The 21,358-nt window shown below is 43.2% G+C and carries 20 protein-coding genes and 1 pseudogene; 15 read left to right on the plus strand and 6 right to left on the minus strand.

Features of this window, described 5'->3' with window-relative positions; translation table 11 throughout:
• Window positions 1-20: 20 nt before the first annotated feature.
• The 4 genes from ilvD to ABID27_RS09110 form a co-directional block, all read right to left on the minus strand.
• The gene (gene ilvD, locus ABID27_RS09095; protein ID WP_354281687.1) at window positions 21-1,733 is read right to left on the minus strand and encodes a dihydroxy-acid dehydratase; all 1,713 of its coding nucleotides are present in this window, start codon (window positions 1,731-1,733) and stop codon (window positions 21-23) included.
• 170 nt (window positions 1,734-1,903) lie between these two features.
• A complete protein-coding gene (locus tag ABID27_RS09100; RefSeq protein WP_354281689.1) occupies window positions 1,904-2,314 on the minus strand; it encodes a hypothetical protein in 411 nt (136 codons plus the stop codon).
• Complete coding sequence (locus tag ABID27_RS09105; protein WP_354281691.1) at window positions 2,289-3,197, minus strand: phosphodiester glycosidase family protein; 909 nt, start codon at window positions 3,195-3,197, stop codon at window positions 2,289-2,291. The genes ABID27_RS09100 and ABID27_RS09105 overlap by 26 nt, the downstream gene beginning before the upstream one ends.
• The gene (locus tag ABID27_RS09110) at window positions 3,184-4,236 is read right to left on the minus strand and encodes a GtrA family protein (RefSeq protein ID WP_354281693.1); all 1,053 of its coding nucleotides are present in this window, start codon (window positions 4,234-4,236) and stop codon (window positions 3,184-3,186) included. The genes ABID27_RS09105 and ABID27_RS09110 overlap by 14 nt, the downstream gene beginning before the upstream one ends.
• A 263-nt stretch (window positions 4,237-4,499) precedes the next feature.
• Between ABID27_RS09110 and ABID27_RS09115 the strand changes: the two are divergent.
• The 6 genes and pseudogenes from ABID27_RS09115 (at window position 4,500) to ABID27_RS09140 (ending at window position 10,376) form a co-directional block, all read left to right on the plus strand.
• Window positions 4,500-6,196, plus strand: a pseudogene (locus tag ABID27_RS09115) (acetolactate synthase large subunit).
• Window positions 6,189-6,665, plus strand: a complete 477-nt coding sequence (gene ilvN, locus ABID27_RS09120) for an acetolactate synthase small subunit (RefSeq protein ID WP_253365728.1) — start codon at window positions 6,189-6,191, stop codon at window positions 6,663-6,665. The pseudogene ABID27_RS09115 and the gene ilvN overlap by 8 nt, the downstream one beginning before the upstream one ends.
• Before the next feature lie 35 nt (window positions 6,666-6,700).
• On the plus strand, window positions 6,701-7,723 hold the full coding sequence (gene ilvC, locus ABID27_RS09125; RefSeq protein WP_253365705.1) for a ketol-acid reductoisomerase: 1,023 nt from the start codon (window positions 6,701-6,703) through the stop codon (window positions 7,721-7,723).
• Between the two features lie 119 nt (window positions 7,724-7,842).
• A complete protein-coding gene (gene ilvA, locus ABID27_RS09130) occupies window positions 7,843-9,093 on the plus strand; it encodes a threonine ammonia-lyase IlvA (RefSeq protein ID WP_253365703.1) in 1,251 nt (416 codons plus the stop codon).
• A 33-nt stretch (window positions 9,094-9,126) separates the two neighbouring features.
• Window positions 9,127-10,035 (plus strand): SPFH domain-containing protein, encoded by a 909-nt coding sequence (locus tag ABID27_RS09135; RefSeq protein WP_253365701.1) that lies wholly within the window; start codon window positions 9,127-9,129, stop codon window positions 10,033-10,035.
• Between the two features lie 131 nt (window positions 10,036-10,166).
• Window positions 10,167-10,376, plus strand: coding sequence for a capsule biosynthesis transcriptional regulator (locus ABID27_RS09140; protein ID WP_354281696.1), 210 nt, complete (start codon window positions 10,167-10,169; stop codon window positions 10,374-10,376).
• Between the two features lie 104 nt (window positions 10,377-10,480).
• Here ABID27_RS09140 and ABID27_RS09145 read toward each other — a convergent pair whose 3' ends face one another.
• Together ABID27_RS09145 and ABID27_RS09150 are read right to left on the minus strand one after the other, a co-directional pair.
• Window positions 10,481-11,221 (minus strand): amino acid ABC transporter ATP-binding protein, encoded by a 741-nt coding sequence (locus ABID27_RS09145; RefSeq protein WP_354281698.1) that lies wholly within the window; start codon window positions 11,219-11,221, stop codon window positions 10,481-10,483.
• Entirely contained in the window at window positions 11,214-12,782 is a 1,569-nt protein-coding gene (locus tag ABID27_RS09150) for an ABC transporter substrate-binding protein/permease (protein WP_354281700.1), read from the minus strand. Before ABID27_RS09150 ends, ABID27_RS09145 begins: the two co-directional genes overlap by 8 nt.
• A gap of 130 nt (window positions 12,783-12,912) precedes the next feature.
• Between ABID27_RS09150 and ABID27_RS09155 the strand changes: the two genes are divergently transcribed.
• The 9 genes from ABID27_RS09155 to sufB all read left to right on the plus strand — a co-directional run bounded on the left by ABID27_RS09155 (window position 12,913) and on the right by sufB (window position 21,352).
• Complete coding sequence (locus tag ABID27_RS09155; protein WP_354281702.1) at window positions 12,913-13,752, plus strand: undecaprenyl-diphosphate phosphatase; 840 nt, start codon at window positions 12,913-12,915, stop codon at window positions 13,750-13,752.
• Between the two features lie 83 nt (window positions 13,753-13,835).
• Complete coding sequence (gene mecA / locus ABID27_RS09160; RefSeq protein ID WP_354281704.1) at window positions 13,836-14,567, plus strand: adaptor protein MecA; 732 nt, start codon at window positions 13,836-13,838, stop codon at window positions 14,565-14,567.
• Complete coding sequence (locus ABID27_RS09165) at window positions 14,564-15,733, plus strand: glycosyltransferase family 4 protein (protein ID WP_253365693.1); 1,170 nt, start codon at window positions 14,564-14,566, stop codon at window positions 15,731-15,733. Before mecA ends, ABID27_RS09165 begins: the two co-directional genes overlap by 4 nt.
• A 78-nt stretch (window positions 15,734-15,811) precedes the next feature.
• Entirely contained in the window at window positions 15,812-16,582 is a 771-nt protein-coding gene (gene sufC / locus ABID27_RS09170) for a Fe-S cluster assembly ATPase SufC (protein ID WP_253365692.1), read from the plus strand.
• 35 nt (window positions 16,583-16,617) lie between these two features.
• Complete coding sequence (gene sufD / locus ABID27_RS09175) at window positions 16,618-17,880, plus strand: Fe-S cluster assembly protein SufD (RefSeq protein WP_354281707.1); 1,263 nt, start codon at window positions 16,618-16,620, stop codon at window positions 17,878-17,880.
• Window positions 17,881-17,900: 20 nt separating this feature from the next.
• The gene (locus tag ABID27_RS09180) at window positions 17,901-19,127 is read left to right on the plus strand and encodes a cysteine desulfurase (protein WP_253365690.1); all 1,227 of its coding nucleotides are present in this window, start codon (window positions 17,901-17,903) and stop codon (window positions 19,125-19,127) included.
• Window positions 19,114-19,581, plus strand: a complete 468-nt coding sequence (gene sufU / locus ABID27_RS09185) for a Fe-S cluster assembly sulfur transfer protein SufU (RefSeq protein ID WP_354281709.1) — start codon at window positions 19,114-19,116, stop codon at window positions 19,579-19,581. The genes ABID27_RS09180 and sufU overlap by 14 nt, the downstream gene beginning before the upstream one ends.
• Window positions 19,550-19,795, plus strand: coding sequence for an MmcQ/YjbR family DNA-binding protein (locus tag ABID27_RS09190; protein ID WP_354281711.1), 246 nt, complete (start codon window positions 19,550-19,552; stop codon window positions 19,793-19,795). The genes sufU and ABID27_RS09190 overlap by 32 nt, the downstream gene beginning before the upstream one ends.
• Window positions 19,796-19,933: 138 nt before the next feature.
• The gene (gene sufB / locus ABID27_RS09195; protein ID WP_354281712.1) at window positions 19,934-21,352 is read left to right on the plus strand and encodes a Fe-S cluster assembly protein SufB; all 1,419 of its coding nucleotides are present in this window, start codon (window positions 19,934-19,936) and stop codon (window positions 21,350-21,352) included.
• Window positions 21,353-21,358 lie beyond the last annotated feature (6 nt).

Consider the following 21,358-nt stretch of genomic DNA (forward strand, 5'->3'; position numbering starts at 1 on the left):
CTGCAATCTCTTTTTTTATCTTATTTTCCGCTACGGTCCATATTCCAGAAGTCTGTAACGGCTCCTTTTGAGGCAGAAGATACGGTGTGGGCGTATTTTCCGAGTACTCCACGGCTGTAGAGTGGGGGTAGAGTAGTGGTTTCTTTACGACGAGCGATTTCCTCGTCAGATACATGCATAGTGATTTCTTTGGTATCTTGGTCAACGGTTACCAGATCGCCTGTGTGGAGGTAGGCAATCGGTCCGCCATCCTGTGCTTCAGGGGCAATGTGTCCTACAACCAAACCGTAAGTACCACCTGAGAAGCGTCCGTCTGTAAGAAGGGCAACCTTGTCACCTTGACCTTTACCGACAATCATAGATGACAGAGAAAGCATTTCTGGCATACCAGGTCCACCTTTTGGTCCGACAAAGCGAACAACGATCACATCTCCGTCAACAATCTCATCTGAGAGGACGGCTTCGATAGCGTCTTCTTCTGAGTCGAAGACTTTAGCTGGCCCAGTAATATTGCGGACTTTCACACCGGATACCTTGGCAACGGCTCCTTCTGGCGCCAAATTTCCTTTGAGGATGATGAGCGGTCCATCTGCACGTTTTGGATTTTCAAGTGGCATGATGACTTTTTGTCCCGGTGTCAAGTCTGCAAAGTCTTCTAAGTTTTCTGCAACTGTTTTACCTGTACATGTGATACGGTCTCCGTGCAAGAAGCCATTTTTCAGCAAGTATTTCATGACGGCAGGAACGCCACCGACTTCGTAAAGGTCTTGGAAGACGTATTGGCCAGATGGTTTCAAGTCAGCCAAGTGAGGCACGCGTTCTTGGAAGTCGTTAAAATCCTCAAGAGTCAGGTCTACATTGGCAGCGTGGGCAATAGCGAGGAGGTGGAGAGTGGCGTTGGTTGAACCACCGAGCGCCATGGTCACAGTGATGGCGTCTTCAAATGCTTCGCGGGTCAGGATGTCAGACGGTTTTAATCCTAATTCTAACATTTTTACAACGGCACGGCCAGCTTCTTCGATATCGGCTTTCTTTTCAGCTGATTCAGCTGGGTGAGAAGAGGAACCTGGAAGGCTCATCCCCAGTACTTCGATAGCAGTTGCCATGGTGTTTGCAGTGTACATACCGCCACAGCCACCAGGACCAGGACAGGCATTACACTCGATTTGGCGAACTTCTTCTTCGGTCAAATCTCCATTATTCCATTTGCCGATTCCTTCAAAGACAGAAACAAGGTCAATGTTTTTGCCGTTAAGATTTCCTGGAGCAATCGTTCCACCATAGGCGAAGATAGCAGGAATGTCCATGTTGGCGATGGCAATCATGGAACCGGGCATATTTTTATCACAGCCACCGATTGCAACGAAGGCATCAACGTTGTGACCACCCATGGCTGCTTCAATAGAGTCCGCGATGATGTCGCGTGATGTGAGCGAGAAGCGCATGCCTGGAGTCCCCATGGCAATCCCATCTGCTACAGTAATAGTGCCGTACTGAACTGGCCAAGCGCCGGCTGATTTGACACCTTCTTTGGTTAGTTTTCCAAAGTCGTGAAGGTGAATGTTACAAGGTGTATTTTCTGCCCAAGTTGAGATAACTCCGACAATTGGCTTTTCAAAGCTTTCATCTGTCATACCCGTTGCACGAAGCATAGCACGGTTTGGTGATTTGACCATGCTGTCGTAAATGCTGGAACGGTGGCGTAGTGATTTTAAGGTTTCTTTATCCGTCATAGTGATTTCCCTTCTGTCCTATTATTGGAAATTCTTACTGTATATTATAGCATAAAAATTCTATTGTACAGATGAAATGATTAAATAATTTGTAATTTCTGAAGATTTAGACAAATAAAAGACAAGCCAGTTGTGACTTGTTCTTTTACGATGAATCAACATGAAAATTGTTAGGAATTATTTTTAATAGTAGGAATCAATAAACTGAATAGAAAGAGGAGCAGGAAACCTCCGCCGATATACCAGTAAAATTGGTCTAAGCTAGTGGAACGTCCAGACAGATTGATGATGCCGCGTAGGAGAAATCCAGCGCTAATAGTAGCAACTGCTGAGTTCCAGATGTTGTAACTGAGGCGGGAGAGATGTGGAAAGAGTAGTTGAAGGAGGACGATTAGTCCGCCTCCGATTGCTGGTACGAGGAAGAGATAATGCATAAAGTTTGAAACTTCGCCGTAGCTGAGGCCTTCGTAAACTCGGCTAAAGATGAAGAAAAAGACTGTCAGGCCCAGATAGCTTAAGAAGGTTTTTGCTAGACGGGATAGTTTTGTAGTTGAGTTAGTAACCGATGTAGACAATGTCACTCACCGCCCTTTCTTTGATGGTGTTTCCATTTGTGGTTGGTTTGTTGATGACTTGGCCGTTGAAGTAGAGGGTGGACGAGCCTCCGCCATCTAGGTTATAGGCTGTTTTAGCGCCGTAAGATTTCATGACTTGGGCAAGTTCATATAGAGTGAGCCCGGCACTTTCTGAGGTACGGCCGTCTGATACGACGATGATGTAGTGATTTTCATCGATGATACCGATGGCTGTTCGAGGATTCGATGTCATGGCTTGACCGACTTCGGAGTTGGTGTCTACCGCAATTTCGCCGTCTTTGGCCAAGGTTGGACCAAAGGCGAGCAGGTTTACTACGCCAGAATCCAGTAATTCTTGGGCTGTAGTTTTATTTTCATAAACGATACCAAATGTTCCGTCGGCATAGATTGCTAGGTCGCCGTTTTCAGCATCATCACGAACGGTATTGCGATAAATAACGCCGTTTTTGATGACATAGCCTGTAGAGTTAGCTCCGTAGTAATCGCCGTTGACAGCTAAGATGGCATTGTTGGCAGCTGCAGTTTCGGATGTTGTGGTTGTTACGTTGGTGCCGTAGGTATTTTGGGCCAAGGCAGTTTTGAGGTATTCGGGAGAACTGACAGTGATATCTGCGACGTAGACGGTCGTATCGTTGCTTGTGGTCGTTGTGAGCTTGATGGAAATATTGTCGTCCGAATAGCTGGTATCCGTTTTTGTGGCGTTGGTGTTGGCTGTTGAAGCGGTTGTTGAGTTGGAACTAGTTGTTGTTTTTACGGTAGAAATGGCATCCGCAACGACAAAGGTTTTCAGTAAGGAATAGGCAAATCCTCCGGTTAGCAAACTGCCAAATAGAAGGGCATAGACAAATTGTTTCTTAAAAAATTTCATGGCGTAATTGTTTCCTTTCGCGAAAGATAATATTTTTTTGGACAAACCAAGATGCAAAAAATAGGGTAATACCGACGAAGATTTTCACTGCATAGACATTGATTCCCAGAGTTTGGTGGAAAAGATAAATCAAGAAAGTATCTGCAATGAACAGGGTTAAGGCGAGCAAAAGATAACCGAATCCAGTCTGAGTTCCATTGCCTTTATGCTGGAAAACCATTTTTTTATTGAGCGAGTAATTGAGACTGGCGCTACACAGTCGAGCGATGGTGTTTGACCAGAGGATACGACTGCCTGTCGGAAAAGTTGCCAGCAGCGTCAGTGCTAAAATGTAAACGAGATAGTCTGTGATGAATCCACCCAGAGAAGCTAGAGAAAATTTCAGTAGATTTTTGTAAATAGTCAGTCCGTCTTTGATAGGGCGAAAATGTGAACTAGCATTATCATCGATGTAGATGGTTTGGATAGGAATTTCTGTAATCTGGTATTCACGGCTAACTTGCGTCAGCATATTCATTTCGTACTCATAGCGATTTCCTTCAATCCCAAGCATAAAAGGAAGAAGAAAATTGTGAAAGCCACGTAAGCCTGTTTGAGTATCACTGACGGCTACGCCAGTTTGAAACTTGAATAGCAATTGGGTCAGTTTATTGCCAAAGAGACTGCGCAAGGGAATGTCCTTAGTAAACTGGCGAGAGCCCAAAATCAAGTGCTTGGGTAGATGCATGGCAGCACGCGCTACGCGGTCAATGTCGGTTACAGAATGCTGACCATCAGCGTCTGCAGTCACCACAACTGTTGAAATTCCTAGTGATTGGACGTAGCGGAATCCGGTTCTAAGTGCTTGGCCCTTCCCCATGTTTTTAGCATGAGTCAAGACGGTTGCGTATTGACGTGCTTTTTGAAAAATGCCTTCTTTGTCCTTTGAGCTACCATCGTCAATAATCACTGTATGGCAGTCTAGACGAACGGAACCTTCCTCTAATAGATGCAATAATTTTTCATCAGGCTCAAAAGCTGGAATAATAAGATAATACATGTGCTCACCTCTTCTAAATTAGAAATAAGTCTACTTTACGGAAGAATTCTGAAACCAACCTAAAAAATATAGCTTGAAAAAATGGCTTAAGAAAGCTTTAAGACAAGAAAAGAAGTATTTGGTTAAAACAAAACTGAATTTTCTGAAAGTTTTATTGACAATTTTTTTTATTGTGATATGATAAGAATTACATAAAAAAGCCATGTACATTTTTCTTATATATAATATGTGCTGGAGAACTGTAGCTGAAGGGAGGGTTCTTGTTGGAAAAGATACAATTAGAGCAAGCACGATCGGGTTCTTATTTGGTGCTAGATACCTTGAAAAAGTTGGGTGTCGATACCATTTTTGGCTATCCCGGTGGGGCTGTTCTACCGATATATGATGAGATTTTTAGATTTAAGGGTATCCGACATATTCTTTCTCGTCACGAACAAGGTTCTGTTCACGAAGCAGAAGGTTACGCCAAGTCAACTGGGAAGTTGGGAGTTGCTCTTGTGACAAGTGGTCCAGGTGCTACAAATGCTATCACAGGCATTGCAGATGCACTCGGGGACAGCGTTCCCTTGCTGGTCTTTACAGGACAAGTTGCTCGTCGTGGTATCGGTAAGGATGCCTTTCAGGAGGCAGATATTATCGGTGTAACCATGCCGGTAACCAAGTATAATTACCAAATTCGCGATACAGCAGATATTCCACGAGTAGTCACTGAAGCTGTTCATATCGCAACTACGGGGCGTCCGGGCCCGGTCGTGATTGACTTGCCTAAGGATGTCCAAGAAGCTTTGGTGGATGCCTATAACGATCCGACTCTCCATCTTCCAAGCTACCAACCAACGGTCGAACCCAATGGATTACAGGTCAAGAAGATTTTGAGTCAGCTTTCTCAAGCGAAAAAACCTGTCATTCTAGCTGGTGGTGGTGTCAATTATGCAGATGCCAATCAGGAACTGGTTGCCTTTGCAGAGTGCTACCAAATTCCAGTCGTGTCTACCTTACTCGGATTGGGAGCTATGCCGATTGAGCACAGCCTTTCTCTTGGTATGGGAGGGATGCACGGTTCCTATGCCTCTAATATGGCTTTGACAGATGCAGATTATATTATTAATATTGGCGCGCTGACCGCTTGACAGGGAATATTGATACCTTTGCCAAGCAAGCAACCGTTGCCCATGTGGATATTGACCCAGCTGAAATTGGGAAAGTAGTGGCGACAGCCATTCCGGTTGTGGGTGATGCCAAGAAAACGCTGGAAGCTCTTTTAAAAGCAGACACAGTAGCAACAGACTATGCGGACTGGACAGCACAGGTCTTGGACAATAAAGTGCGTGCACCATTTGGCTACGATGCAGATGAAAACTTCATCAAGCCACAAGAAGCCATCCAGATGATTGGCCAGTTGACCAATGGAGATGCCATTGTGGTAACGGACGTTGGACAGCACCAGATGTGGTCGGCTCAGTTTTATCCATTCAAGCATGCTCGCCAATTAGTCACATCAGGTGGTATGGGAACGATGGGATTTGGGATTCCGGCAGCAATTGGTGCCAAACTAGCTAATCCTGAGCGCGAAGTAGTCTTGTTTGTAGGTGACGGTGGCTTCCAGATGACCAATCAGGAATTAGCTATTCTCAATGGTTATGGTGTTCCGATCAAGGTCGTCTTAATTAACAATCATTCTCTTGGCATGGTACGTCAATGGCAAGAATCTTTCTATGACGAGCGACGTAGTCAGTCAACTTTTGATGATGAGCCTAATTTCCAACTCCTGGCAGAAGCCTACAAGATTGCCCATTACCAATTTAGCAATCCAGCGACTTTAGCTGAAGATTTGCAGGTGATTAAGGAAAACAAACCAATGCTAATTGAACTTCATATTTCAAATGCAGAGCATGTCCTACCGATGGTACCGGCTGGTAAGGCCAATCATGAGATGTTGGGGGTGAAGTTCAATGCGTAGAATGTTAACAGCTAAGCTGAGAAACTCATCAGGAGTTCTCAATCGATTTACCGGAGTTCTTTCCCGTCGTCAGATTAATATCGAGTCCATCTCAGTCGGTCCGACAGAAGTTGAGGGAATTTCCCGCGTAACGGTCATCGTGGATGTGCAGACCATGGATGAAGTGGAACAAATCATCAAACAGCTCAACCGCCAAATTGATGTAGTCCGCGTTCGCGACATTACCGATATTCCACACTTAGAACGTGAAGTGCTCTTGGCCAAGATTTCCAGCCCAGCTCATAAGCGAGCAGAGATTTTGGCTATCATTCAACCTTTCCGCGCGAGCGTAGTGGATGTAGCACCGCACTCTATCACGATCCAGATGACAGGTGATAGTGATAAAATCGAGGCACTCTTACGTGTCATCCAACCTTACGGCATTAAAAATATCGCGCGTACTGGAGCAACAGGTTTCAGTCGAGATTAACATAAAAGTAATAAATAATAGAAAAGAGAACAATTATGGCAGTAGAAATGCAATACGAGGCAGATGTTAAAGTAGCAGCACTTGATGGCAAACGTATCGCCGTTATCGGTTATGGTTCACAAGGTCATGCTCACGCACAAAACTTGCGTGACACAGGTCACGATGTCATCATCGGTGTACGTGCCGGTAAGTCATTTGACAAAGCAAAAGAAGATGGTTTTGAAACTTTTGAAGTAGCAGAAGCTGCAAAACAAGCAGATGTCATCATGATTTTGGCACCAGACGAAATCCAAGCAGACTTGTATACGCAAGAAATTGCTCCAAACTTAAGCGCTGGCAAAGCACTTGGTTTTGCACATGGTTTCAATATTCACTTTGAATTTATCAAAGCACCTGCGGATGTAGATGTTTTCATGTGTGCACCAAAAGGTCCTGGTCACTTGGTACGTCGTACATTTGAAGAAGGCTTCGGCGTGCCAGCCCTCTATGCGGTCTATCAAGATGCGACTGGGAATGCCAAAGACATCGCCATGGACTGGTGTAAAGGTGTTGGTTCTGCTCGTGTTGGTCTTCTTGAGACAACATTTAAAGAAGAAACAGAAGAAGACCTCTTCGGCGAACAAGCCGTTCTCTGTGGTGGCTTAACAGCGCTTATTGAAGCAGGTTTTGAAGTATTGACAGAAGCAGGATATGCACCAGAATTAGCTTACTTTGAAGTTCTTCACGAAATGAAACTCATCGTTGACTTGATTTACGAAGGTGGCTTCAAGAAAATGCGTCAATCCATCTCAAATACTGCTGAATTTGGGGACTACGTATCAGGTCCACGTGTCATTACAGAACAAGTTAAGGAAAATATGAAAGCCGTTCTTGCGGATATCCAAACTGGTAAATTTGCTAACGACTTTGTCAACGACTACAAAGCAGGTCGTCCTCGTATGGAAGCTTACCGTAAAGAAGCAGCTGACTTGGAAATTGAAAAAGTTGGAGCAGAACTCCGTAAGGCAATGCCGTTTGTTGGTAAAAATGACGACGATGCTTTCAAAATCTACAACTAAGAGAAGACGGGACGGGAGGCGGATGCCTCCTTGTTTTGTGTAAAAAAATATTTTTAAAAAGTATAGACTTTTTTGGAAAAATGATTATAATTAGATATTAAAATAGAGAGAAGGAAGATATGATTTCAGCAAAAAGTATCGAGCAAGCCTATCAAGTTCTCAAGGATGTGGTTGTAGAAACCTCCTTGGTGTTTGATCCCTATTTGTCAGAAAAGTACGCAGCCAATATTTATGTGAAGCGCGAAAATGAACAGCGGGTGCGTTCTTTCAAAATCCGTGGTGCCTACTATGCGATTCATCAGTTGAGCCAGGAGGAAAAAGAGCGAGGCGTTGTTTGTGCCTCTGCTGGAAACCATGCTCAAGGTGTAGCCTACACTTGTAATGAGATGCAGATTCCTGCTACCATCTTCATGCCCATTACCACACCGCAGCAGAAAATCGGTCAGGTCAAATTCTTTGGTGGAAAATATGTAACCATCAAACTGGTTGGTGATACCTTCGATGAGTCGGCTCAAGCGGCCATGGACTACACTCAAGCCGAAGGCAAAACTTTTATCGATCCCTTTGATGATGTCAATGTCCAGGCAGGTCAAGGGACGGTTGCTTATGAGGTCTTGAAACAGGCTGATCGGTTGGAAGTAGCTTTTGACCAAGTTCTGATTCCGGTTGGTGGCGGCGGCTTGATTGCAGGAATGTCGACTTATCTGAAAGCGCAAGCGCCAGAAGTGAAGATTGTCGGTGTCGAAGCAAACGGTGCTCGATCGATGAAAGCAGCTTTTGACAAGGGCCATCCAGTGAAGTTAAAAAAAATTGATAAGTTTGCAGACGGTATTGCAGTACAAAAAGTGGGCTCATCAACCTACGAAGCGGCTCGTCAAAATGTCGATCAATTGATTGGAGTAGATGAAGGATGGATTTCAGAAACCATCATTGACTTGTACTCCAAACAAGGAATTGTAGCAGAGCCGGCAGGTGCAGCCGCCATTGCAGCTCTTGACACCATCAAGGAACAAATTGCTGGCAAGACTATTTGCTGTGTCATCTCCGGTGGCAATAATGATATCAACCGTATGCCAGAGATGGAAGAACGGTCACTCATTTATGCAGGAGTCAAACACTATTTTGTGGTGAATTTCCCGCAACGGCCAGGGGCTCTACGGGAGTTCGTAAATGATATTCTTGGTCCAAGTGATGACATTACTCGCTTTGAGTACATCAAACGTGCCAATAAGGGCACAGGACCTGTTCTCATCGGGATTACCTTGGGTGACAAGGAAGATTACCCCGCTTTTAGCCAACGCCTAGAAGCCTTCGACCCCAATTACATCAATCTCCACGAGAATGATTCTCTCTATAAAATGTTGGTATAATCCAGAGTTGTGTGAAAAAGAAAGGAGATTCTCATGTTTGGATTCGTTTTTGCTATTATTATTTTATTGCTGATTATTTTCTTGATTTTATCAGGACTCTATGTTGTCAAACAACAGACTGTAGCTATTGTGGAACGATTTGGGAAGTACCAACGTACGTCTACATCAGGGATTAATTTTAAAATTCCATTTGGAGTAGATGTCATTGCAGCTCGTATCCAACTTCGTGTCCTTCAAAGTGAAATTGTTGTCGAAACAAAAACACAGGACAATGTATTTGTGACTATGAACGTTGCAACCCAATACCGAGTAAATGAAGAAAATGTGACGGATGCTTACTACAAACTCATGCATCCAGAAGCTCAAATCAAGTCTTACATTGAAGACGCGCTTCGCTCTTCTGTTCCAAAATTAACCTTGGACGAACTCTTTGAAAAGAAGGACGAAATCGCCCTCGAAGTACAAAAACAAGTAGCAGAAGAAATGTCAACTTACGGCTACATCATCGTCAAAACCTTGATTACAAAGGTGGAGCCAGATGCAGAAGTCAAGCAGTCTATGAATGAAATCAATGCTGCACAACGAAAACGTGTTGCTGCCCAAGAATTAGCAGAAGCCGATAAGATTAAAATCGTTACTGCCGCTGAAGCGGAAGCAGAAAAGGATCGCTTGCACGGTGTCGGTATTGCCCAACAACGTAAGGCAATTGTGGATGGATTGGCAGAGTCTATCCAAGAAATCAAGAGTGCAAATGTTGGCATGACAGAAGAACAAATCATGGCCATTCTTTTGACCAACCAGTACTTGGATACGCTCAATACTTTTGCTACTCAAGGCAATCAAACACTCTTTTTGCCAAATACACCTAATGGAATTGAGGACATTCGTAGCCAGATGTTGTCCGCTTTGAAGGCTGATAAAGGCTCGTCAAATCCATTCTAATTTTCAGTCATTTCACATAAAACATTTTCAGATATGTAGAAAATCCTAACATTTTCCTAAAATGTGCTTGACAAAGCAAACAAACTGTATTATAATTCTAACAGTTAACTAACAAAGGAAAGGGGTTTCTAATGACTAGTTACGAAAAAGTTGCTGCAGTTGTCGGTTGGGTCCGTGATAAAAAAATCACTGGATACCGAATCAGCAAGGAGACAAACGCTAGCGAGATGTCTGTTATCGCATTGGCTCAAGGTCGTGCAAAAATTGACAACATTTCGTTTGCGACAGCGCTTGGGTTAATTGATTTTTATGAAAAAAACCATAAAAAATTCGAAAATTAATCGCGTTAAAACCAGCTCTTTGAGCTGGTTTTTTTGTTATTTATATAGGAAGAAAGATGATCATTTTTAGGCAAAAAATAAGCTAGGCTTGGGCCTAGCTTATTTTATTTCAAGAAACGTTTTAAAAATTCACGTGTCCGTTCTTGAGTTGGTTGTTCGAAGATTTGTTGAGGTGTGCCTTGTTCGGCAATCAACCCTTTGTCCATGAAGATGACATGGTCTGAAACCTCTTTTGCAAATTCCATTTCATGAGTGACGAGAATCATGGTAAGACCGGACTTTGCCAAATCTTGCATGGTTTTGAGTACTTCTCCAACCATTTCTGGGTCAAGTGCAGAAGTCGGTTCGTCAAAGAGCATGGCTTCAGGATTCACAGACAAGGCGCGTGCAATAGCGACCCGTTGCTTCTGACCGCCAGAGAGCTGTTTTGGTTTTGCTTTCCAGTATTGCTCGGTCATGCCTACTCGAGTTAAGTTTTCTTTGGCAATCTTTTCAGCTTCTTCACGGCTGCGTTTTAGAACGGTTGTTTGAGGAACAACTGCATTTTCAAGAACGTTTAGATTTTCAAAGAGGTTGAAGGATTGGAATACCATCCCTAGTTTTTCGCGATAAGTGTTAAGATTGTAACCTTTTTCTAGGACATTTTCACCATGGAAGAGGATTTCTCCTCCGCTTGGCTCTTCGAGCAAGTTAATAGAACGAAGGAAGGTTGATTTACCAGATCCCGATGAACCGATGATGGAAATAACTTGTCCCGGGTGGACGGTCAAGGAAATGTCTTTTAGCACCTCGTTTTGACCGTAGGATTTTTTCAGGTGTTTGATTTCTAAGATTGGATTAGACATGAGGGACCTCCTCTACCTGCATTTGATTAGCGCCAGTTGTGTAGGTATCTGAATCAAAGCGTTTTTCGATGTAGCGTAGGATACGAGTTACCGTAAAGGTCAGTACAAAGTAGATGATGGCAATGACGGTAAATGTTTGGAAGTATTGATAGGTTTGAGTTGCGACAGTGTTTCCTGAGAAGTAGAGTTCGACAACAGAGATAACGTTCAATACAGATGTATCCTTGATATTAATGACAAATTCATTACCCGTTGCTGGCAGGATATTGCGGACAACTTGTGGTAAGACGATTTTTTTCATGGTTTGACCATGGGTAAATCCGAGAGCAGTAGCTGCTTCAAATTGACCCTTGTCAACGGCGAAGATACCACCACGAACGATTTCACTCATGTAGGCACCTGTGTTGATAGAAACGATAAAAATAGCAGCTAGGGTGCGGTCGATATTTAGACCGAAGGCTTGGGCAGTTCCGTAGTAGATAACCATGGATTGTACAATCATTGGCGTGCCACGGAAAATTTCAATATAGATGTTGATAATCCAGCCCAACAATTTTTGTAGAGCAGCAAGCAACTTATTGACTGCTTTAGGTGCAGTACGGAAAACGCCGATAAGCAGACCAATCATGGTTCCGACAACTGTTCCGACAATGGAGATGAGCAAGGTCATTCCTGTACCGCGGAGCAATTGTTGCCAGTTATTTTGGAAAATAGAAAGGACTTGCTGGAAGAAGTTTGGTTTAGCAGATTCGCTATCTGTGCTAGCAGGTTGGCTTGCAATCATTTTATCCATGAGTTTGATTTGGTCGTCATGTGAAATAGCTGCAAGAACTTGGTTAACTTGTGCCATGCGGGTATCATCTTTTCGCATACCAACCGCGATATTGGTGTCGGATTCGCTAGTTGCAAATCCTGTGGTTAATTCCACCATTTTTAGTTTTGGATTGGCATTTTGTGCAGAAGTGGCATCTGGGCGTTCAGAAACATAGGCGTCAATGATACCAGACTCGACTGCCTGACGGAGTTGGTTGAAGTCGCCCATGGCTACTTCTTTTTTGGCGCCGTCCAATTGATCGATAAGATCGTAGAGGTAGACTCCCTGTTGGGCAGTTACTTTGGCATCGGCGAAATCTTTGATGCTAGTAGCCTTTGCGTAAGGACCGTCGGCTTTTACGACTAGGGTTGGTTTGGAAATGTAGTAAGCATCTGAGAAGGCGATTTCTTTTTTACGCTCTTCTGTAGGGCTCATGCCGGCGATAATCATATCGATTTTTCCAGATGTCAGGGCAGGTACAAGTCCTTCCCATTTAGTTTTGACAACGAGAACTTCTTTGCCCGTATCTTTGGCAATTTTTTTAGCGACTTGGACATCATAGCCATTTGCATACTGGGACGTTCCTTCAATTTTTACAGCCCCGTTGCTATCGTCATCTTGGGTCCAGTTGAAGGGAGCGTAGGCTGCCTCCATCCCGACACGGAGGTAGTCATCGGCAGACACATTGCTACCGATGAAGAACAGCGCCAAGCAAGACAAGAGCACTGCTAAATATTTTTTCTTCATAATAAAGCTCCTTGTGAATATTTATGATTTTCTCCTTATTATATTAAAAATTCAGAAAACTTTCAATGCTTGGGTTTCCGGTCTTGCTTTTTGGAAAATATGGTATAATAATTCAAACAGGAGGTTTCAGATGTTTGTAGAACTATTGAAAGCAATTTTATTTGGGATTGTTGAAGGAGTTACGGAGTGGCTTCCGATTTCAAGTACAGGTCACTTGATTTTGATCCAAGAATTTATCAATTTCAAATCAGTTAATGCTGGCTTTGTATCCATGTTTAATGTTGTGATTCAGTTGGGAGCGATTTTGGCTGTTATGGTGATTTATTTTGACCGTCTCAATCCTTTTCAAGCTGGAAAAACAGAACGTGAAGTTCGGTTGACATGGCAACTATGGGCAAAAGTGATTTTAGCAGCCTTGCCTGCAGCAGTATTGGGATTTTTATTTGATGATTGGTTAGATAGACATTTGTTTAATTCTTTTGTAGTTGCCATGACTCTGATTATTTACGGTTTTGCTTTTATTTATGTTGAAAAACGCAATGAAAATATTGCTCCAGAAGTGACTTCTCTCTCGCGCTTGTCCTATAAAATGGCTCTCTACATCGGGCTCTTTCAGGTTTTGGCCTTGATTCCAGGAACTAGTCGTTCAGGGGCGACGATTTTGGGTGGTATTTTACTCGGAACTAGCCGCCAGGTCGCGACAGAGTTCACTTTCTTCCTGGGTATTCCCATTATGTTTGGTGCAAGTTTGTTGAAACTAGTCAAGTTACTTGTAAAAGGCGTAGCTGTATCAGGAGGACAATGGTTCTTACTTTTGGTTGCGATGGGAACGGCTTTTGGAGTTTCGTTGGTCGTCATTCGCTTCTTGACAGACTATGTGAAGAAACACGATTTTACATTTTTCGGAAAATACCGTATTGGTTTGGGGGCACTCCTCATCGTTTATTCATTGTTTAAATTGATTTTCTAAAGCGGGGGAACCTGCTTTTCTTTTGGTAAAAACAGCCTTTTATTGTATAATGAGAAGGATACTAGTAAGTTTGGAGACAGCCTATGAAGATGAAACAAATTAGTGATTCGACTTTGAAAATCACGATTAAGTTAGAAGATTTAGAAGAAAGAGGCATGGAATTGGCGGATTTTTTGATTCCGCAAGAAAAGACAGAGGAGTTTTTCTACTCTGTTTTGGACGAGTTAGACTTGCCGATGACTTTCCGCGAAAGTGGGATGTTGAGTTTTCGTGTTACACCAAAGCCGGATAAAATCGATATTTTTGTGACAAAGTCAGATATTGACAAGTCAATTGATTTTGAAGATTTGGCAAATTTTGACGATTTCCCAGATATTTCCCAATTGTCACCTGAGGAATTTTTGAAGACTGTCGAAAAAACAATTCGCGACAAGAGTGGCGATGATGAAGCAACGGTTCGTCGTTTGGAAGCAGTTGAGGAAGCTGATTATGCCGATGAAGACTCTGCAGAAGCGCAGCAAGCTTATGTCTACTATATCTTGGAATTTGAGAATTTGCTACGTGCAGTAGAGTTTGCGCATGCCATAGATATTGTGATTGAAACGTCAGAGTTGTACAAGATGAACAATCACTATTACATGATTGTCTTGAAAAATGTAGAAGATCAGTCACGTCTGTATCCGACTTATTTCCTTTCTCGTATGTTAGAACATGCTGATGATACAGATATCAGTCGTCCTTATCTTCAAGAACATGGTCTACTGCTACTAGCAGAAGATGCGCTTGAAGAACTGAGAAAGGTCAGTTTGACATGATTCCATTTGCTTTACAATACATTATTGTCCTTATAGCGACCTTGGTGATTGCCTTAATTGCAACGCCTCTTGTTCGTTTCTTGTCTATTCGTATCGGTGCTGTGGACAACCCAAATGCTCGTCGCATCAATAAGGTTCCCATGCCTTCAGCGGGTGGACTCGCTGTTTTTATCGCCTTTTTTATCGGTAGTATTGTCATTTTGCCCAATATCGTCTTGCATGTTTGGCAGGAGCAGACCTACTTTGACTATATCTTGCCGGTTGTTGTAGCTGGTGGAATTATAGTAGCGACGGGGTTGATTGATGATATAAAAGAGCTTCGTCCGCTGCCTAAGATGGCCGGGATGTTAGTTGCAGCGTCTATTATCTGGATATTTACAGAATTTAGGTTCGATGATTTTAAAATTCCTTTCGGCGGACCGATGATTCATTTTCCGGTCTGGCTATCCTTTTGCTTGACGGTTTTATGGATTGTGGCGATCACCAATGCGGTTAACTTGATTGATGGATTGGACGGTCTGGTGTGTGGAGTATCCATCATCTCATTGACGACCATGGGGTTGGTTTCCTACTTCTTCCTCTACGATAGCAATGTCTTCTTGACCTTGACGGTATTTGTCCTAGTTGCAGCAATCGCAGGTTTTTTACCCTATAATTACAATCCAGCGGTTATCTATCTAGGTGATACTGGGGCTTTGTTTATCGGGTTTATGATTGGGGTTTTGTCGTTGCAAGGTTTGAAGAATTCTACAGCTGTTGCGGTAGTGACGCCCATGATTATTTTAGGGGTACCCATTACAGATACTATTGTGGCGATTATTCGTCGGACCTTATCTGGCCAGAAGATTTATGAAGCGGATCGTATGCATCTACACCATCGTCTTCTGTCGCTTGGATTGTCTCATCGAGGGACAGTTTTGGTCATTTATGCGATTTCCTTTGTCTTTTCTTTGATTTCTCTTTTGCTCAATGTATCCAGCCGTTTAGGTGGAGTTCTATTGATGATTGCCTTGACATTCGGCATTATTATTTTGAGTGAATTGATTGGGATTTTTGGAGAAAATCGAACGTTTTTGCTCAACGTTTTACGCTTTATAGGCAATAGTACCTATCGAAAAGAGCAAATAGAAACGTGTAAAGAACGAAAAAAAACTTATCATAAATAAGAATGTTTATAAACACAGAAGGAGCCAAGAAGGCTCTTTTTTGATATAATGAATAGATAAAAATAAAAGGAGATAACCATGTCTGTACTAGAAATCAAGAATCTTCATGTATCCATTGAAGAAAAAGAAATTTTGAAAGGTGTCAATTTAACGCTGAAAACAGGGGAAATTGCAGCGATTATGGGACCAAATGGTACTGGTAAGTCAACTTTGTCAGCGGCAATTATGGGCAATCCATCTTATGAAGTCACAGAAGGAGAAATTCTTTTGGATGGCGAAAATATTTTGGAATTGGAAGTAGATGAACGTGCTCGTCTGGGTCTATTTTTGGCTATGCAGTATCCATCTGAAATTCCAGGAATCACCAATGCTGAATTTATCCGCGCGGCTATGAACGCTGGTAAAGAAGACGAAGACAAAATTTCTGTTCGTGATTTTATCAAAAAACTAGATGCTAAAATGGAGCTTCTAGGAATGAAAGAAGAAATGGCAGAACGTTATCTCAATGAAGGTTTCTCTGGTGGTGAGAAAAAACGCAATGAAATCTTGCAACTTCTCATGCTAGAGCCTAAATTTGCTCTTCTTGACGAGATTGACTCAGGTCTTGATATTGACGCCTTGAAGGTTGTTTCAAAAGGCGTCAATGAAATGCGTGGCGAGAACTTCGGTGCCATGATTATCACTCATTACCAACGCTTGCTCAACTACATCACACCGGATGTGGTACACGTCATGATGGAAGGACGCGTGGTCCTCTCAGGTGGTGCGGAATTGGCAGCTCGTCTTGAAAAAGAAGGGTATGCCAAGATTGCAGAAGAGCTAGGTATCGAATACCACGAAGAAGTCTAATTTGTCACTTCGACTGAATAGAAATGGAGTAACAAATGTCAAAAGAAGCTATTTTAAATTTTTCAATGTCTAAGGCAGAGCCGGTTTGGTTGCAAGAGCGTCGCATGCAGGCCTTGGAGAAAATGGCAGAGCTAGCCTTGCCAAAAGTGGAACGTGTGAAATTTCACCGTTGGAATTTAGGTCAGGAAGTCATGGCTGAGAGTGAATTTTCTGGGAACGTACCAGATTTCACCGCTCTCGGTGATCGTCCGACCTTGGTACAAGTTGGAACGCAAACAGTTTTTGAACAGCTACCTGCTGACTTAGTAGAGCAAGGAGTTGTCTTTACAGATTTGTATTCTGCTTTGGAAGAGATTCCGCAAGTGATTGAAGAGCATTTTGGGACTGTGCTTGCGCTGGATGAAGACAAATTGGCGGCTCATAACTATGCTTATTTTAACAGCGCAGCCGTGCTTTACGTTCCGGATAATGTAGAAATTCAGCAACCCATTGAAGGACTTTTTTACCAAGATAGCCAGAGCGATGTACCTTTTAATAAACACATTTTGATTGTGGCTGGTAAAAATGCGGTCTTTAGCTATTTGGAACGCTTTGAAACGATTGGTGATGGACAAGTTTCGGCAACGGCTAACATTTCAGTGGAAGTCATTGCTGGTGCGGGAAGCCAGATTAAGTTTGCAGCTATTGACCGTTTGGGTCAACAGGTGACGGCCTATCTATCACGTCGTGCCCGCCATGCAGCTGATGCAACGGTTGACTGGGCGCTTGGTGTCATGAATGAAGGGAATGTCGTTGCTGATTTTGATTCTGACTTGATTGGAAATGGCAGTCATGCAAATCTAAAAGTTGTAGCAGCGTCATCTGGCAAGCAGGTGCAAGGAATTGATACACGAGTGACAAACTATGGTCATCACTCGGTTGGTCATATTTTGCAACATGGGGTTATCTTGGAACGTGGAACTTTGACTTTCAATGGAATTGGTCATATTATCAAAGGTGCTAAAGGTGCAGATGCCCAGCAGGAAAGTCGTGTCTTGATGCTGTCTGATAATGCACGCTCGGATGCCAATCCAATCCTTTTGATTGATGAAAATGAAGTCACAGCTGGACACGCAGCGTCCATCGGTCAGGTTGACCCAGAAGATATGTATTATCTGATGAGTCGCGGTATTGATTGCCAAACAGCAGAACGTTTGGTAATCCGTGGATTCTTGGGGACAGTCATTACGGAAATCCCGGTTAAGGAAGTTCGTGATGAAATGATTCAAGTCTTGGATAGTAAGCTCGATAAGAGATAGGATGATAGAGGGAGATTCAGATGTTAGATGCCACTAAAATTCGGCAAGATTTTCAAATTTTAGACCAAATTGTTAACGATGAACCCCTCGTTTATCTGGACAATGCAGCCACCACTCAAAAGCCACAAGCGGTTTTAGATGCCTTGGCAGCTTATTACCACGAAGACAATGCCAATGTTCACCGTGGTGTGCACACGTTGGCTGAGCGGGCCACTGCAAAATACGAAGCAAGCCGAGAAAAAGTACGCCGTTTTATCAATGCTCGCTCAACCAAAGAAATTCTCTTCACACGTGGTACGACGACAGGATTGAACTGGGTCGCAAAATTTGCTGAGCAAGTGTTGCAACCGGGTGATGAAGTCTTGATTTCGATTATGGAGCATCATTCAAATATCATCCCTTGGCAAGAAGTTTGCCGTAAAACAGGTGCCAAGTTGGTTTATGTCTATTTGAAAAATGGCCAGCTAGATATGGAAGATTTAACTGGAAAAATTTCTGAACACACGAAATTTGTCAGTCTCGCCCACGTCTCAAATGTCCTCGGCTGTGTCAATCCCGTAAAAGAAATCGTAGCCTTGGCGCACGAAGTAGGTGCCATTATGGTGGTGGATGGGGCTCAATCTGCTCCGCACATGACGATTGATGTAGAAGAATTGGATTGTGACTTCTTCACCCTATCTGGTCATAAAATGCTGGGCCCTACTGGTATCGGTGTCTTGTATGGGAAAGAGCATTTACTCAATCTCATGAATCCCGTTGAATTTGGCGGGGAAATGATTGACTTTGTCTACGAGCAAGAAGCCAGCTGGAAAGAGCTACCCTGGAAATTTGAAGCAGGAACGCCCAATATTGCAGGTGCCATCGGTCTAGGTGCGGCTGTTGACTATCTAACTGAGCTTGGAATGGAAAAAATCTATGCCCATGAGCAAGAATTGGTGGCCTATGTTTTGCCTAAGTTGCAAGCCATTGAAGGTCTGACTGTATATGGTCCGCAATCTGCTACAGAGCATGCAGGAGTGTTGGCCTTTAACATTGACGGTTTGCACCCCCACGACCTAGCAACGGCCCTAGACTATGAAGGGGTGGCGGTTCGTGCAGGACACCACTGTGCCCAGCCACTTATCAATCATCTAGGGATCTCATCGGCTGCTCGTGCAAGCTTTTATATCTACAATACAAAAGAAGACTGCGATAAGCTGGTGGAAGCTATCCTCAAGGCAAAGGAGTTTTTTAATGGCACTTTCTAGATTAGACAGCCTTTATATGGCTGTTGTCGCAGATCATTCGAAAAGTCCGCATCACCACGGTAGTTTGGATGGAGTCGAAGCTCTGCAGTTAAATAATCCAACCTGCGGCGATGTGATTTCCCTGTCTGTGAAGATTGAAGATGATAAGATTGAAGATATTGCATTTTCTGGGCATGGTTGTACGATTTCTACCGCTTCGTCTAGTATGATGACCGACGCGGTCCTCGGCAAAACGACAGCAGAGGCGCTCGAATTAGCAGAGATTTTTTCTCTCATGGTTCAGGGAGAAAAGGATGATGCGCAAGAAAAGTTGGGAGAAGCAGAGTTACTCGCAGGAGTAGCAAAATTCCCGCAGCGAATCAAATGCTCGACCCTACCGTGGAACGCCTTGAAGAAGGCAATTGAGCGTCAGGAGGCTTTACATGAAAGCGCAAGACAAAATTGCGTTCTGTAAAGAAGTAGGACAGTCATTGCCGGGGGCGAAAGTCTATTTTCGCGATGGATGGGATTGCTTTTATTTCGATCTTGAAGGTAAGTATTTTGCTATGATGGGAGTAGACGAAGACGCCTACATTACGTTGAAAAATGATCCTGATAAAAACGAAGAATTGCGTCAAGTCTACTCAGACGTGATTCGACCGGGATATTATACTAGTAAAAAACATTAGAATTCGATTGACCTTCACGCAGAAGAAATCACCTCCAATATGCTCGAGCAACTGATAAAAGAATCCTATAACTTGGTCTTTGCAACCTTAACAAAGAAAGTAAGAGAGGCCATATAGCGGGCCAAAGAAAGGAATAGTATGTCTGAAACAAATGAAATTGTAGAACCAAAACCGATTGACTTGGGAGAGTATCGATTTGGTTTTCATGACGATGTAGAGCCGATTTATTCGACTGGTAAAGGGTTGAATGAAGCGGTTGTTCGTGAATTATCGGCTGCCAAAAATGAACCTGAGTGGATGCTTGAATTCCGACTCAAGTCCTTAGCAGCTTTTCAAAAAATGCCCATGCAAACATGGGGTCCGGATTTATCCGATATTGATTTTGATGATTTGATTTATTATCAAAAACCGTCAGATAAACCAGCACGTTCATGGGATGATGTTCCCGAAAAAATCAAAGAAACCTTCGAGCGGATTGGAATCCCAGAAGCGGAGCGTGCCTACCTGGCAGGTGCTTCTGCCCAGTACGAGTCTGAAGTGGTCTACCACAACATGAAGGAAGAGTTTGAAAAGTTGGGTATCGTCTTTACTGACACGGACTCAGCTTTGAAAGAATACCCAGAACTCTTTAAACAATACTTCTCAAAATTAGTCCCACCAACGGACAATAAATTAGCAGCCCTCAACTCAGCTGTGTGGTCAGGTGGAACCTTTATTTACGTACCCAAAGGTGTTAAAGTAGATATTCCATTGCAAACCTATTTCCGTATTAATAACCAGAACACAGGACAATTTGAGCGGACCCTCATTATTGTTGATGAAGGGGCGAGTGTGCACTATGTGGAAGGATGTACAGCGCCGACCTACTCTACTAATAGCCTTCATGCTGCGATTGTAGAGATTTTTGCCTTGGACGGAGCTTACGTTCGTTATACGACTATTCAAAACTGGTCTGACAATGTCTATAACCTTGTAACCAAACGTGCTCGTGCGCTAAAAAATGCGACTGTTGAGTGGATTGACGGGAACCTCGGTGCTAAGACAACCATGAAATACCCAGCTGTTCACTTGGATGGCGAAGGGGCGCGTGGGACTATGTTGACCATCGCCTTTGCTAATAAAGGACAAAACCAAGATACGGGTGCCAAAATGATTCATAATGCACCGCGGACATCGTCTTCAATTGTTTCCAAGTCCATTGCAAAAGGTGGTGGAGCAGTAAACTACCGTGGACAAGTTACATTTGGTAAGGATTCAGCTAAGTCAGTCAGCCATATCGAGTGTGATACCATTATCATGGATGACCTATCAACATCTGATACCATTCCGTTTAATGAAATCCATAACTCACAAGTGGCACTGGAACATGAAGCAAAAGTATCCAAGATCTCAGAAGAGCAACTCTACTACCTCATGAGCCGTGGCCTGACAGAATCAGAAGCCACTGAAATGATTGTCATGGGCTTTGTAGAACCCTTCACAAAAGAACTCCCAATGGAATATGCCGTTGAACTCAACCGCTTAATTTCCTATGAAATGGAGGGTTCTGTGGGCTAAAGTGAC

Source organism: Streptococcus gallinaceus (assembly GCF_040545695.1).
In the GTDB taxonomy this organism is placed as follows: Bacteria; Bacillota; Bacilli; order Lactobacillales; family Streptococcaceae; genus Streptococcus; species Streptococcus gallinaceus.